The sequence below is a fragment of the Pseudarthrobacter sp. PS3-L1 genome (assembly GCF_030063285.1).
Lineage (GTDB): Bacteria > Actinomycetota > Actinomycetes > Actinomycetales > Micrococcaceae > Arthrobacter.
The window spans coordinates 67869-83065 of the sequence record NZ_JASISU010000005.1; the positions used below are offsets into that span (position 1 = coordinate 67869).

9 protein-coding genes are annotated in these 15197 nt (G+C 51.8%); 8 read left to right on the forward strand and 1 reads right to left on the reverse strand.

Translation table 11 applies throughout. The annotated features are described in order from the left end of the window. Window position 1 precedes the first annotated feature (1 nt). Complete coding sequence (locus tag QMG79_RS14505) at window positions 2-1165, forward strand: D-alanine--D-alanine ligase family protein (RefSeq protein ID WP_283539330.1); 1164 nt, start codon at window positions 2-4, stop codon at window positions 1163-1165. Window positions 1166-1188: 23 nt separating this feature from the next. Here QMG79_RS14505 and QMG79_RS14510 read toward each other — a convergent pair whose 3' ends face one another. Further along, window positions 1189-1680, reverse strand: coding sequence for a DUF3515 domain-containing protein (locus QMG79_RS14510; RefSeq protein WP_283539433.1), 492 nt, complete (start codon window positions 1678-1680; stop codon window positions 1189-1191). 910 nt (window positions 1681-2590) lie between these two features. Between QMG79_RS14510 and QMG79_RS14515 the strand changes: the two genes are divergently transcribed. From QMG79_RS14515 to QMG79_RS14545, 7 genes are all read left to right on the forward strand, one after another. Beyond that, complete coding sequence (locus QMG79_RS14515) at window positions 2591-3808, forward strand: glycosyltransferase family 4 protein (RefSeq protein ID WP_283539331.1); 1218 nt, start codon at window positions 2591-2593, stop codon at window positions 3806-3808. Then, entirely contained in the window at window positions 3805-5547 is a 1743-nt protein-coding gene (locus QMG79_RS14520; protein ID WP_283539332.1) for a glycosyltransferase family 4 protein, read from the forward strand. Before QMG79_RS14515 ends, QMG79_RS14520 begins: the two co-directional genes overlap by 4 nt. Before the next feature lie 113 nt (window positions 5548-5660). Continuing rightward, complete coding sequence (locus QMG79_RS14525) at window positions 5661-6440, forward strand: ABC transporter permease (protein WP_283539434.1); 780 nt, start codon at window positions 5661-5663, stop codon at window positions 6438-6440. Then, window positions 6424-7311 (forward strand): ABC transporter ATP-binding protein, encoded by an 888-nt coding sequence (locus QMG79_RS14530; protein WP_283539333.1) that lies wholly within the window; start codon window positions 6424-6426, stop codon window positions 7309-7311. The genes QMG79_RS14525 and QMG79_RS14530 overlap by 17 nt, the downstream gene beginning before the upstream one ends. Next, complete coding sequence (locus tag QMG79_RS14535; protein WP_283539334.1) at window positions 7308-9221, forward strand: glycosyltransferase family protein; 1914 nt, start codon at window positions 7308-7310, stop codon at window positions 9219-9221. The genes QMG79_RS14530 and QMG79_RS14535 overlap by 4 nt, the downstream gene beginning before the upstream one ends. 13 nt (window positions 9222-9234) lie before the next feature. Beyond that, entirely contained in the window at window positions 9235-10482 is a 1248-nt protein-coding gene (gene wecC, locus QMG79_RS14540) for a UDP-N-acetyl-D-mannosamine dehydrogenase (protein WP_283539335.1), read from the forward strand. Between the two features lie 51 nt (window positions 10483-10533). Then, the gene (locus tag QMG79_RS14545) at window positions 10534-14934 is read left to right on the forward strand and encodes a glycosyltransferase (RefSeq protein ID WP_283539336.1); all 4401 of its coding nucleotides are present in this window, start codon (window positions 10534-10536) and stop codon (window positions 14932-14934) included. The last annotated feature ends 263 nt before the right edge of the window (window positions 14935-15197 follow it).

Consider the following 15197-nt stretch of genomic DNA (forward strand, 5'->3'; position numbering starts at 1 on the left):
TATGTCCCACTTCGACGTGACCCACCCCGACGTGACCCCCGCCGCCGTGGCAGCGCCGACCAGACCTCGCGTCGCAGTCCTTTTTGGTGGACGCTCCAGCGAACATGCCGTCAGTTGCGTCACTGCCGCCGGTGTCCTCGGCGCTATCGACCAGGAAAAATACGAGGTGATTCCCATCGGGATTGCCAAATCGGGGCAGTGGGTCCTGCCAACGGCGGATATCGAGCAGTGGTCCCTGACGGCCGAATCCCTACCAGAGGTGGTGGCATCCGCCAAGACAGTAACTCTTGCTGAGATCGGTGGCGCCCACCAACTGATTGTTGCCGCACCCAATGCTGTGCCCCAGGAACTGGGAACTGTCGACGTCGTCTTTCCCCTCCTCCATGGACCGTTCGGTGAGGACGGCACCATCCAGGGCCTCCTGGAACTCTCAGATACGCGGTACGTGGGTGCTGGCGTTTCCGCTTCTGCCATGGGCATGGACAAACACTTCATGAAAGTCGTGTTTGAGTCCGCTGGCCTCACTGTCGGTCCGTATGTGACAGTGACGGACAGGCAGTGGCTCAACGATCCCGAGCTGGTACGCCAGCGCGTGGAAAAGCTCGGATTTCCCGTTTTCGTCAAGCCTGCCCGGGCAGGTTCCTCCATGGGGATTTCCAAAGTAGATTCCCTGATGACCCTGGACGCCGCGATTGCGGAGGCCAGGCTCCATGATCCCAAGCTTGTGATTGAAGCCGGAATCATCGGCCGTGAAATTGAATGCGCCGTCCTGGAAGGCCGGGGGACAACAGCTCCCAGGACCTCCATGCCCGGTGAAATTGCCGTTACCCAGGGCGATCACGAGTTTTATGACTTCAACGCCAAATACGTTGAGGACAATGCCGCTTCACTGAGCTGCCCTGCGGACATTCCTGAAAGTGCTATAGCCCGCGTGCGGGAGCTCTCTGCGGTGGCGTTCGACGCGGTTGGTGCGGAAGGACTCAGCAGGGTCGATTTTTTCTACACGGCCGAGGGCGAGCTCATCATCAACGAGATCAACACCATGCCCGGGTTCACGCCCAAGAGCATGTACCCACAGATGTGGGCCGCTTCAGGGATGGATTACGCAACGCTGATTGACGAGCTGATCCACTTGGCACTGAACCGCAAGACAGGATTGCGGTAGGCCAGCAGCGCAGTCTTGCCGCTCTACTGGGGGCTTGTGGGAAGGTTCTGAAGGTCTTCCTGGCCCACGCAGTTCCGGGCAGCTGAAATTTTGCCGGCTGCGCTCGAAAGGTCTGCCAGTACAGTGGCCGAGCTGATTTTGTCCGGATCAATCAGTATTTCCGTGGCGGGATTCCGGCCGAAGGTGGTCAGCGTCCACACCGGGTCGCCTTCCTTGATGACCCAGTCGACGTCGTTGACCGTGACGCACCGATCGGTGGTGGGACCAGGGACGTTGACGCCGCACCGGAGAATTACCAGCGAAGGATCGCCCCAGGCCGCCGTTGCCTGCGCGTTGGTCTGGCGGAGCTTTGCGTCCCCAATAGCATCCGGCAGCGCCACCATCATGGGAGCGCAGGCAGGGTTGGCTGCATCCTCGGCGGGCTTCACATCCACGGTAGGAGCACACCCTGCAAGTGCGAGGACTACAAGTCCGGCGGCAGTAAAGGCCGCCACTCGGGGAGGGTGTTTCAACATGGTGGATGAAGAGAAGAACATGAGTCCAGCCTAACGGTGGTGGGGGCATGCCACCGTAGGGGGCCAACCGGGCCAATCTCCTTGTGTATTGGTGTGGAGTATAATGAGAAACTGTGCGTATCATCGGCCAGACTTTGGCTTGGCGCAAGTCTCAGGGGAACTATCAATCGTACTTAGCGTGGGGGAGGAACCGACCATGATTGCTTGTGGCTGGAAACAAGCGTCAGCGAGGTTTGCGCTCGGCGGCCTCTTGGCGTTGAGTCTCACCGCAGGACCAGTGACTGCAGCGCTTGCAGTTGATACAACAACGACAACTCCCCCCGAAAGCCCTAGACCAAGCGAGCCGGTTACGCCATCTGAGGTGCCGACAATTACGCCTACCGTAGCTCCGACAATTGAACCGCAACCTGAGCCAGCTTTGCCTCCGGCAGCGGAGGCACCTCCCGAAGCCCCCCCGGCTGAGGAGCCCGCAGAAGTCATCCCGCAGCCTGCCCCCGCTGAGATGTTCGTTCCGGCGCCCCAGTATTTCGAGGCGCCTGTGGCGCCGGAAGTTCCTTATGTGCCAGAGGAAGAACCAACTCCCGTGGACGTTCCTTCAGAGGAGCCCAAGGAATCTGCACCGCCAGAGACAAGACCAGCTCCAACACCCAGACCGGTAGTCTCTGAGACAGGTGCCGCTGCTGTTCCAAGCAGTTCACCCACTAGGTCCCCCGAACCGAAAAAACCGGAATCGGTTGCTGCTTCTGCAACGGTCAGTGCTCTGCCGTTGCAGGCCGGCGTCGTTGTGCTTCTTCTCGGCCTAGGGTTCCTCTACTTCCGGTTTCTGGGACCTCAAAAAAATACCCTCCCTCGGACTGGCAAGTCCTGACGCGTGGTTGACCAAGTATCGAGTGACGACCGCGAGGAGCTGATGTCTGAGGACAAGCTCCGGATAACGCTCATCACACATTCCTACTGGCCAGAACACAGTCCGCCGCAAAGACGGTGGAGCGCCATGATCAAAGCGTTCAGCGCCGCTGGCTGGCAGGTGGACGTGGTTACGCCGATTGCACACTACCCTTTCGGCAAGCGGCATTTGCCCCGTACTGAAGCGGGGTGGCCGTTCATGACCCGGAAGGGACAGTATTCCGAACGGATCATGCCCGTTCCCTACCTTCGGCATGGGACGTCCAGGTTTGCACGGCTCCTGGATCAATCCTTTTCTGCGTTGTTTTCCATCCCCGCTGGCCTGATGGTCAAGAAGCCGGACGTTGTCATAGTCACCGCACCCAGCCTTCCATCCCTGGCGGCAGGCTTCGTGCTGTCCAAGCTGCGTAGGGTTCCCCTGATCGTAGAGATGCGCGACGCATGGCCCGATCTTGCGCGGGACGCCCGGCTGGTACAGGGCAGCGTAAAGAGCCTCATTGAGCACGTTGTGGAGTTCGTTCAGCGCCGGGCAGACCTCGTCGTCACCGTAACGGACGGCTTTGCGGCAACATTGCGTTCACGGGGTGTGCGTAACGTTGCCACCGTGAGCAACGGCGTCTACCTTGACCGCATCCCTGTACTGAGCCCGCCCCCGCTGGAAAAGTCAGTCTTCGAGGCCCTGTACCTCGGCAACCACGGTGAAAGCCAGCGCCTAGATGTGGCCATAAGGGCCAGTGCGCTAGTGGGCGAAGAAATGCATCTTCACCTAGTAGGACATGGGACGCAGCGTCAACAGCTGGAAGAACTTGCTCTAAGCCTTGGCGCTCCCGTGACATTCCACGCTCCCTTAAGTGGCCACGCGATGATTGAAAGGTATGCCTCTGCAGATACATGCCTGGTGTCGCTCCGTGATGACTGGAAGTCATTTGAGACCACGGTCCCTTCCAAAACTTACGAAGTTCTTGCCTTGGGCCGCCACGTGACCGCAGTGGTGCGTGGAGAGGCAGCGCGAATAATTGTCGATGCTGATGCTGGCGACATAACTCCAAGTAGCCCTGAAGCGCTGGCTACTCTGTGGCGCGAACTTGCCCGCAACCGGGGACGTCTTATACGAACAGATCAAAGTAGGCAATGGGTCAAAACCCATGCAGATTACAACCTGTTGGCCGATAAATACATGGACATCATCTCCGATCTCCTGGTCCGGAAGAGAACTCGGTGAACTACGTCTTGCGCAATTTTCGGTTAGGGCTCAGAACCGCAGTCCAGCACCTGACGGATGACCCGATACTCCTTGCCTTACAAATTTCACGACGTCTTCCTGATTCAATTGTCGGGCCTTTTGCAAAATCAATCCGTGCAGTGAGCGGTGGCGAAACAGTACTCGCCCCATCGCTGGTGAGCTTCATGCACCTTGGTGAGCACGAAGAGGTAGAAAGGCGTATCGAACTTGCTCTGGAGCGTGGCATGTCTCCTGTTCAGGCTGCCCGGCTTGCGGATTTCGCCGTTTGTATCAACAGGCTCGACCTGGCGGACCGCGCTTTGGAGCTCTGTGATAGTAGCGATGCCGCATCTGCGGCGAAGGCGCGGCGGCTCTGGCATGCGGGCGACCTAACGGCAGCGGTAGCCGCCATCTCCGGACAGAGCAGACGCCAGCGCAACCTAAGGACTAGATTAGGCGGAGAGCTGGCTGTGCTCAAGGGTGCGGTTCCGTCGCTGCCCAGGCAATCATTTTCTCCGCTACCCAACAAAGTGCTTCACCTCATCACCAATTCGTTGCCGCACACTGGCAGCGGCTATGCACAGCGAACTCACTCCATGTTGCTTGCACAACGCGACCAGGGGTGGGAGGTTCATGCCGTGACCCGGCTGGGCTACCCGGTCCAGGTGGGGAAATTCTTCGCAAAACCTCAGGATGTGGTGGATGGCATCACATATCAGCGTCTCATCCCATCAGTGCTTGGATCCAGTCTGGCCGAGCGTCTCCAGCAGCAAGCAGAAGAGCTACTCAGGATTGCGATGGCGTTCCGCCCCAGTGTTCTCCACACAACCACCCACTTCGTCAATGGCATTGTGGTCAAGGCTGTCGCGGAGGCTCTTGGCATCCCCTGGGTCTATGAAGTTCGCGGGCAGCTCGCTGACACGTGGGCGTCCACACGTAGTTCTTCCGCCTTGGCGAGTGAAAAGTACCAACTTTTTAAACGAGCGGAAGCCATGGTGATGCTGAGTGCAGACGTGGTGGTAACTCTCGGCCAGGAGATGAGGTCCAAAATCGTGGCGGAAGGAGTTTCGGCTCGACGCGTAATCATTGCGCCTAACGCGGTTGGAGGAGACTATGAGCGCGTTCCAATGGGAATGGCGCAGGCGCGTCTAGAACTTGGTCTCGACACTGAGGCGTTCTTCGTCGGAACTGTCAGCAGCCTTGTGGACTATGAAGGTATCGACGATCTGATCAGGGCGTTTGATTTGCTCGCCGCGGACCATCCCGCGCTTCATCTCCTCATTGTTGGGGACGGAGTGTCTCTACCTGGACTTCGTGCTCAGGCTCTGCGGAGCCCTTGGAATACACGAATCGTTTTTACGGGCAGAGTGCAGCGAAGCCGGGCTATAAGATACCACCAGGCACTGGATGTTTTTGTGGTTCCCAGAAAAAACATGGCTGTCACCAGATCGGTGACACCACTCAAACCTGTGGAAGCCATGGCATCTTCGAAACCGGTGCTTGCGAGTAGGCTGCCTGCGCTGGAGGAAATTCTCGAGGATCAAAAAAGTGGTTTATTGTTCGAAGCCAGCGATATTCATGACTTGGCAAGTAAATTAGAAATCCTAATCAGGAGCTCTGGTTTAAGAAATGAAATCGGAGTGGAAGCCAGAACGAGAGTTTTGGCCACGCGAACTTGGAAAAAGAATGCGAACGTTATTGGTGACGCTTACGCAATGATCTCGGAGAAAATTAAGTGACTACCGTCAGTGGCCCTCCTGTTGGGGGAAATAAGGCTGAATTCGTTTCGACATCTGTAAATCTTCGTGGATTACGAAGAGTGGGCGCGAGACCCCCTTTTCTAGAATACTTGGTGTCACTTTGGAATTACCGTCATTTCGTTGTCTATGATGCGCAAGCGAGAATTCAGACCGGAAATGAGCAGGATAAGTTAGGGAGGGCCTGGCTCGTTTTGGGTCCCCTACTTAATGGACTGATGTTCTACCTCATCATGGGAGTGCTATTGCAGTCGGGGCGTGGAATCGAGAATTTCATCGCGTTCTTGATCATTGGCGTTTTCCTATTCCAGATGACAAGTAGAGCCGTAAGCAAGTCTTCTTCAGTTATAAGATCAAACAAAAATGTCATACAGGCATTCCACTTCCCTCGAGCGAGCCTTGTTTTAGCGGCAAATATTCGTGAAGTACTTTCCAATATACCGGTACTAATAACCATGCTCATACTTGTCGTAATCTTACCTCCTTTTGAGTCAATAACTTTTCGCTGGTTTTTGATTATTCCTATTGTCATTCTGCAATTTATATTCAACCTTGGAGTCGGACTGATACTAGCTCGAGTGGTATCTAACTTTAACGATGCAAGTCGGCTCATTGGTTACGCAATGCGATTGTGGATGTACGGATCGTGTATGTTTTTCTCGATCGATAGGTTCGATAAATTCCCAACAGCTAGAGCAATCATGGAGTTTAATCCTCTGTACATTGTGCTAGACCTAGCTCGACAAAATATCATCTACCAGAATGTTGGTGATCTTCGAGCTTGGCTAATTCTAACTCTTTGGTCACTGTTGGCGATAACTGTTGGTCTTTTCTATTTCTGGAAGGGTGAGGAAACATATGGACGCCAAATCTGATCTGGACTACATTCCGGGAACTCCGGCAGTCGTTATAGACAAAGTTTCGATGACTTACCAGACAACAAGTAGACCTCGTGAAACCGAATCTGAACCTAAGCCAGAAGGACACTCCGGCGGAAGCAAAATGCGATCGCGTAACGTTGAGATCCTTGCCCTTAAGCCGACATCGCTAGTTGTGGAACACGGCGAATCAATAGGGATCATCGGACGCAACGGTTCTGGCAAAAGTACTTTACTGAAATTGGTGGGTGGACAGATACCACCGACCAGCGGCGCTGTATATGCGACCTCTACGCCTGTCATGCTGGGTGTCAATGCCGCATTGATACCTGGTCTTTCCGGAGATCAGAATATAGTCCTAGGCTGTTTGGCAATGGGGATGACACACCAAGAAATCAACAAGCGATATTCCGAGATCGTAGAACTTTCAGGACTTGAGGATGCAGTCCACATGCCGATGAAATCGTACTCGGCGGGTATGGGGTCTAGACTTCGCTTCGCGATTGCGGCGGCTATCGATCCAGAGATTCTCATTATCGATGAGGCGCTGAATACTGGCGATGCTCAGTTCAAGGACCGCACTAGGACAAAGATGTTGGAACTACTTGACCAGGCGGGAACTGTTTTTTTAGTCAGTCACAGCATGCCTACCATTGCTGATCTGTGTAATCGGGTGATCTGGTTGGACAAAGGTGAACTCATTGCAGATGGTGAACCTGCAATTGTAATAAAGTCCTATCGGATGTTCGCCAAGAAGCTTGCTGCGAAGGACCGTGCCGGTGCGATGGCGTTCAGACGTCGAATGGTTCGAAACCTTAAGATTGCTGACGTGACTGACCGAAGTCAGCTGAGGAGGTCAAAGCAATGAAATTTCGACTTTCATCTACTAGGAAGCTGCTCTGGCATTTTAGAGCAGGCGGTGCCAAACAGGTCAAGGTGTGGCTAGAACGAGAAAGTCACCAGGCTGGATTTCGGAAGATAGAAACACTCAGGGGGGCTGAAGGCGCTTGGGTTGGACGCGGTAAGAATAAGCAACTTACTTTTAGGCCTATGAATTTAGATGCCATTGAACTTATCGGTGGAGGCAAGCCAAGTGTAGGTGTAATTCTCGATGAATTTTCACTGATTGGTTTCTCCTTTGAATGGAACTGCATTCCACTTTCGCCTGCTAATTGGCGGCAAGAATTGGATTCTCAGGCTGTAGATTTCGTTTTTGTCGAATCAGCATGGAGAGGAAGCGAGGGTCGTTGGGCCGGGAAGATTGCCAGAACTTCGAATCCCATGATCCTTTCCGAGCTGACCAAATGGTGCAGGCGACATGAAATTCCAACTATTTTTTGGAATAAGGAAGATCCACCTCACTATGAAGATTTTCTTCCAGCTGCGCGTCTTTTTGACTACGTATATACAAGTGATGCCAATAAGCTACCTGACTATCAGCGGGATCTTGGTCATAACAATGTAGACGTCCTAGCTTTTGCAGCACAGCCATTAGTTCACAACCCGATTCGGCCTGCCGCAGGGTGGCACGAACGCGACGTTGCGTTTGGAGGCATGTACTTTACTGAAAAATATCCAGAACGCCAAGACCAAATGGACCTGCTCTTGGGCGCAGCCACTAAGGCTTCAAGAGCGATGGACACCGGTCTGGAGATTTTTTCTCGGCAGCGTTCCGACGATCCGCGATATTCTTTCCCTCCAGCACTGGAGGAGAGAGTCGTTGGGTCCCTGACATACCCTCAGATGCTTACGGCTTACAAGGCGTACAAGACGTTTCTGAACGTGAACTCCGTTGTCGATTCGCCGACCATGTGTTCCAGGAGAGTTTTCGAGATTATTGCGGCCGGCTCTGTCGTAGTCACGACCGCCAGCCGCGCCATTGAAACGTATTTCAAACCGGATGAGATATTTGAAGTCTCGAGTTCTGGCGAGGCGGATTCCTTGCTGCGTGCTCTTCACCGGAATCAGGATATTGGCGACCGTCAACTCCACCGTGGACAACGTAAAATCTGGCAAGAACACACGTATGCACTGCGTAGTGAACAGATTATTAAAGCCGCTGTACCCAAATTTCATCGAGAAGCAACTCGGCGTGCGTCCATCTCGGCTCTCGTTCCAACCATACGACCTTGGCAGCTAGAGCATGTCTTTAGGACGATTGCGAGCCAACGTAATGTCAATGTTGAACTAGTTCTACTGACTCACGGATTCTCTGTCAAAACTAAAAAAATCGATGAATTAAAAGCAATGTTTGGTTTAGCAAAAGTGTCAGTTATCAAAGCAGAAAAGCATATTTCTCTTGGGGAATGCTTGAACCTTTGCATTGAGGCTGCCGAGGGCGAAGTTTTGGCAAAGATGGATGATGACGATTTCTACGCTCCCGACTATCTAAGTGATCAGCTTTATTCTTTAGAGTACTCGCGGGCTGACATTGTGGGTAAGCAAGCCCACTACATGCATCTTGAGTCCCGTAATACGACAATCCTTCGATTTCCTTCGTGGGAACACCGGTACACTCGAACCGTCATGGGGCCGACGTTGATGGGCTATAGCAGTGTGTTCACAAGTAGTGGGTTCGCACCTATTGGCTCTGGCGAAGACACACGCTTCCTCAAGGATGTGTCCGAGCAAGGCGGAGTGATTTACGCGGCTGATCGGTTTAACTACTGTCAGCAGCGCAACTCTCAAGGGCACACGTGGAAGATCAGCGACGATGAGCTGCTGGCCACTGGAGATTTCAAATTAATTGGAGACTACCGGGACCACGTCTCGGTCTAAATAGGGGTTTTATATGAATACGATCGAAAATGTAGCTGTTATTGGGTTGGGGTACATCGGTCTGCCCACTGCTGCCATTCTGGCGGCCAACGGTATAACTGTGACGGGAGTTGATGTCAACGATCGTACGATCGAAGCGGTTAACCGCGGCGAGGTTCCGTTTGTTGAGCCTGACTTGTCTTCGTACGTTGCAGGGGCCGTGAGTCAGAACAAGCTCTCTGCCTCGAAGGACACTCCCGAAGCACAGGCGTACATCGTGGCGGTGCCAACGCCCTTTAACCCTGACTACACAGTCGATGTTAAATACATCAAGGCAGCCGCAACGAACATAGCGCCAAAGCTGTCCGGTGGAGAGCTAGTGATTCTTGAGTCGACCTCTCCTCCTGGAACGACCCAGTTGATGGGTGATTTCTTGATAGCGCTACGTCCTGACCTGAGCCTTGACGGTGCTGATGGAAAACCTGCAATTCATGTTGCCCACTGCCCCGAACGTGTTCTGCCGGGTCGAGTCATGATCGAGCTAGTGACAAACGACCGCATCGTTGGCGGGTTGACGGAGGAAGCTGCCCAACTTGCAAAGCACTTGTATGCCGTGTTCTGCCAAGGCGAAATCCTCATCACGGACGCTGCAACTGCCGAGATGGCGAAGCTTGTCGAGAATTCGTACCGCGACGTCAACATCGCATTTGCCAATGAGCTTTCGGTCATCAGCGACAAACTCGGTATCAACGTGTGGGAGCTCATTCGTTTGGCGAATCACCACCCACGCGTCAATATCCTCCAGCCGGGACCTGGCGTCGGTGGGCACTGTATCGCTGTCGATCCGTGGTTTATTGTTGCTGCAGCTCCAGAAGAATCGCAGTTGATTAAGCAGGCCCGAATAACAAATGATCAGAAGCCTGACTGGGTTGTTGACCGAACGATGCGCGCGGTAGAGGGCATTGATAGCCCAGTCATAGCGGTCCTTGGCCTGGCCTTCAAAGCCAATATTGATGATCTCCGGGAGTCGCCTGCCGTTGCGATCGTGGAGAAGCTGAGTCGGAAGCTCAGCACCGCAGATCTAAGCGTCGTCGAACCCCATGTTAAGGAACTCCCGAAGCAGCTGGTCGACCTGCAAAATGTGTCTCTCGCTGAGCTGGAGTCATCAATATCCTCGGCTGACGCCGTGCTCCTCCTTGTGGATCACGATGATTTCAAAGAGTTTGATCGAACTCTGCTCGAGGGTAAACATATTATCGACACTCGCGGTGTCTGGCAGTAGATCCAAAAGATACCGCTGTAGTCATACCATGAGCTTGGTTAGGGATTTCTTATGAAGCATCCGGATGAAATAGTTCAAACCTCCGCAGTCCAATTGGCTAAACGTCGACAGTATGCACAGGATATCGACGCATTGATAGCTGATTATGAGCGGCTCCTTATCGAAGAGAAGTCCCTAACCGAAGCCTCAGCCCGGCTCACCAGTGAACTTGCACGAATGAGACGGGGACGTGATACCTATAAATCGGCTGAAATAGCTCTTGCGGCGGAAAATCGGACACTGAAGGAAAAGCTCAGATCTCTGCGTGGATCTAAGACCATGAAGATTGGCCGGTTGGTCACCGCTCCGATATCCAAAATCCGGACATTGCCCCATATTGCCCAATCCTTAGTTGTTTCCAATAGCGGTGAGTCGTCCACGCTCAAAAAAGGCAACACGGCACAAGTCGAAAATATTACGCCGGTCAAAAGGGAAACAAAGCCAGATTCTACATCGTCTATTTCGATCGATGATCTAGAGGCTGAATTCAGCAAGAATCCCTCCAGGGGAAGCCTGTTCCGGCTCATATCATATGAGTATTTTACCCTCGGACGCGTACTTTCCCCGGCCGACAAAATTAGTCTCAATTCCGAACTTCTTGAGAATAGTTCGAAAAAAGAATCTCTTGTTATTCAAAACATAATTGGCCAAAGTCTCCTGCTTCGGCGTAAACCGTTTCTTCCTCCGCGGCAATCCAACTACGGATTTTTACCGGAACGCGGACGCATTATGTATTGCGCCCATAGTACTGCAAGTTATAACAGCAATGGATATTCAACGAGAACCGCCGGACTAGTTACCGGACTAACTGCGAATGGAGAGGATGTCTTTGTCGCTGCGCGTCCAGGATATCCTTGGGACGCAAGGACTGATAAGCCCGCGCTCAAAGACAGGCGTTTTGAAGAGTCAATAGGCGGCGTTACTCATGTTTTCAATCCAGGACCGAGTTGGACGGGTGACAGGCTCGATTATTATTTGGCTGAGTCGGTGGACGTTTATGTTAGGGAAGCCCAGAGAAACCGTGCCTCTATCATTCATGCCGCGTCGAACTTCATAACAGCTTTGCCTGCTCTTATTGCAGCACGTAGATTGGGGATTCCATTTGTCTACGAGGTTCGGGGTCTATGGGAAATTACGGACCTCTCTTCAAGGCCAGATTGGTTCTCATCTGACAGGTTCAGGTTATCTGCGGAATTGGAATCGTTTGTCGCTCAGGAAGCAGACTCGGTACTAGCAATTACAAGCCAAGTAAAAAATGAACTTGTTCGACGTGGAGTTCCAGAAAGCAGCATAGAACTACTGCCCAATTCCGTCGATACAGATATTTTTACGTCCATGCCGTCATTGCCAGGCTTAAAGACGGCCTTGAAGATTGACGAAGAGGCTGTTGTTATAGGCTACTCAGGAAGCCTTGTAGCCTATGAGGGTTTGGACGATCTTCTAGTAGCCGTGAGTCTCATGGTCAAAGATTCCGAAAATATCCATCTGGTGATTGTTGGAGATGGAAAGCATCTCGCTGGACTAAAGGCGTCGGTTGCTGAACTTGGAATTAGTGACTTTGTCACGTTCACTGGACGCGTTAGTGCTTCAGCTGTTCCCAATTACATCAGCATATTCGACATAATGCCCTGTCCACGGACATCCCTTCCCGTGACAGAAATGGTTTCTCCTCTTAAACCGCTTGAGGCTATGGCGAGTGGGAAGGCAGTTGTTCTTACGGATCTGGCGCCACTCCGTGATCTGGCTGGAATTGGGCAAGAACGGGCTTTGCTATGTGAACCAAGCAATCCCGCGTCATTGGCTAAGGCCATCCGAACTTTAGTTGACTCTCAAGAGCTTCGCCTTTCTATGGGCCGGCGAGCAAGACTATGGACTATTCAAGAACGCACATGGAAGAAAACCGGTCGGATAGCTTCAATTTGTCACGAACGATTACAAACTGATCGTGCATTCATAGACTACCGAACCCTGCTGAGCCCAAAGAACCTTCGGATAGGCATCATTTCTGATGACTTCACTATGGCCGGTCTGAGACCAGAAGCTGACTTCGTGGTTCTAGATCCTGACACCTGGAGGCAACAGATTGAAGAATCTCCGATTAGTGCGCTATTTGTAGAGTCTGCGTGGGAAGGGGCCAATGGTGCTTGGAGAGGTAAAGTTGGTTTTTATGGGGATAGCGAATTCGAAGTGCTTCGGTCTTTACTGCGCTACTGCAATAAACTATCCATTCCTACACTTTTCTGGAATAAAGAGGATCCTGTTCACTTTAACCGGTTTAGAGTTACGGCAAAATACTTCGATCATGTTTTTACTACAGATTCTGACTGCATCAGGCCGTACTGGAAAAACGCTGGTGGCCTACTAAAGACAGTCGCCTCACTTCCTTTTTATGCGCAGCCTTTCTTGCACAACATCCTCCCTTCCGAGAGGCAATATGAACATTCGGTCAGTTTTGCAGGTTCATTTTATGGAAAAAAGTATGCAAAACGATCATCCGAATTGGTGACAATTCTAGATTCTGCTAAGAGTCATGGACTTGTTATATACGACCGACAACACCTAAATTCGGAAAGCCCGTATCGCTTTCCCGAATCTCTATCGTCCTATGTGCGGGGTGGACTGGACTATATGGAAATGGTGCAGGCTTACAAAGCGCACCCGGTTCACATTAATGTAAATTCTGTTTACAATTCTCCGACAATGTTTTCACGCAGGGTTATGGAACTGGCAGCATCTGGAGCAGGAACGATAAGTGGAGCCGGAAGGGGTGTCGAGGAAATTTTTGGGGGCCTTGTGCCCGTGGTCGAAAACGGTAAAGATGCAAAACTCCTCGTCGATGAATGGATGTCCAACGAGACCGTACGAATGCGTGACGCCTGGATGGCGTACCGGCTTGTTCACAGATCGCACACTGCAGCGCATCGAATTACTTATGCGTTGAGGACAGCTGGATTTAGTGTTGCCGCACCAGAACGGCATCGCTATGCAGTGTACTTGGACAAGCTTTCGGCAACAGATGTTGAGGATCTGTGCAGACAAACGGTGAGGCCCGTTTCGATATATTCCTGTGATCCCGATGTAGAAAAAGTGGAGTCGACTATTCCTCTCGTATTTGCAACGAGTATGGAAGATGCTTTGGCTAAAGCTCGATTTATAAACGTTGAATTCGTCGGAACTTGGGCGCCTGGACTTGATGATAGGACTGTCTTCGAGGATCTGCTTAGTGCGGCATCTTTTGGTGATTGGATGAGCCTTGGCTATTCGGAGGAAAATCTTGCAGTAAGAGGATTAGGCCTCGCTCAGCTTGCCACACATGATTCGACATTGCCGTTTCTGAAATCGGTACGACTCATTACGGGTGGGAAGGATCTAGTTCTCCGGCGACATCTTCGTCGACGCGAGAAGGCTTCAAGTATTCTGCATAAATGTCGACCTTCCAAAGCGATTCTAATTGCAGGACATGATTTAAAATTCGCACAGGATCTCATTGTGGGCTTGGAATCGGTGGGAAATACTGTTCTGATCGACGAATGGCTAGATCATAACAAACATGATGAAGTCAAAAGTAGGGTTCTCCTAGGCCAAGCTGATGTGATCTTCTGCGAGTGGGCTCTAGGTAATGCTGTTTGGTTCTCTCACAATAAATCCCCAAATCAGCGTCTAGTGATAAGACTTCATTTGCAGGAGATAACTCTCCCGTTTCTCGAGCGTATCAATTTTGCTTCTGTTGACGAGATAATATTTGTAGGTCAGCATATTCTCGATATTGCCGTACGTGATCACAATGTACCGTTATCCATATGCCGCGTAGTCGGCAACTCAGTGAAAACCAAGGACCTTGACCTTGCTAAGAAGGTAGATTCAAGATTCAATATCGGATTTGTTGGGATGGTTCCAGCTCGTAAAAGGCTGGACCTAGCCCTCGAGGTTTTGAAGGAGCTTCGTCGAGTTGACGATCGGTACAAGCTATTTGTGAAGGGAAAAAGACCGGAAGAATTTGCTTGGATGACAAAGCGGCCCGACGAGATGGCCTATTATCAGAATGAGTATGAGCGGATAGCGAGTGATTCGCTGTTGATAGGCTCTGTTACATTTGATGCCCAGGGATCTGATATGGAGGAGTGGTATTCGAAGATCGGCCATGTGATTTCTACAAGCGATTTCGAGTCTTTCCATCTGACGATTGCCGATGGTGCAGCGTCTGGTGCCGTACCTGCAAGTCTTGCTTGGCGGGGTGCTGATCAAATATATCCGTCGAGTTGGCTCCACGCGTCAGCCACAGAAGTAGCAGAGTCAATTATTGCCGCGAATAGAAGCTGGGCCCAGAATTCTGAATCTGCCAAGAATTTCGTAAAGTTGAATTATGGTTCGGACATCATAATTCCGAGTCTCATCCGGTCAATCGTGAGTTAGGTGGATTGTACGGTGCCTAATTCGAAGAAACTAGGTATGCGCCGAAGCTAATTCTCTCTAATTCGGGTGTATCTTCAACTTTGCGCATCAGCATAATTTGATATGGCTTGGAATTATTTTAGGCTTCTGTTCTATTTCTATCCCCAATGTTCTGTCAGCTTGTGAAACTAGCGAGGTACTTCGTACGCTGGGGCTTCGTCAAGGTTGGGTGCCCACTGAGGGCCAGGCCTTGGAGTCACGGACCGAGAGGTGTGCTTCGGAAC

Excerpts from the sequence above, each read along its gene's own strand:
- QMG79_RS14505 (WP_283539330.1), top strand. The coding sequence starts at position 2 with ATGTCCCACTTCGACGTGACCCACCCCGACGTGACCCCCGCCGCCGTG.
- QMG79_RS14510 (WP_283539433.1), bottom strand. The coding sequence starts at position 1,680 with ATGTTGAAACACCCTCCCCGAGTGGCGGCCTTTACTGCCGCCGGACTT.
- QMG79_RS14515 (WP_283539331.1), top strand. The coding sequence starts at position 2,591 with ATGTCTGAGGACAAGCTCCGGATAACGCTCATCACACATTCCTACTGG.
- QMG79_RS14530 (WP_283539333.1), top strand. The coding sequence starts at position 6,424 with ATGGACGCCAAATCTGATCTGGACTACATTCCGGGAACTCCGGCAGTC.
- QMG79_RS14535 (WP_283539334.1), top strand. The coding sequence starts at position 7,308 with ATGAAATTTCGACTTTCATCTACTAGGAAGCTGCTCTGGCATTTTAGA.
- wecC (WP_283539335.1), top strand. The coding sequence starts at position 9,235 with ATGAATACGATCGAAAATGTAGCTGTTATTGGGTTGGGGTACATCGGT.
- QMG79_RS14545 (WP_283539336.1), top strand. The coding sequence starts at position 10,534 with ATGAAGCATCCGGATGAAATAGTTCAAACCTCCGCAGTCCAATTGGCT.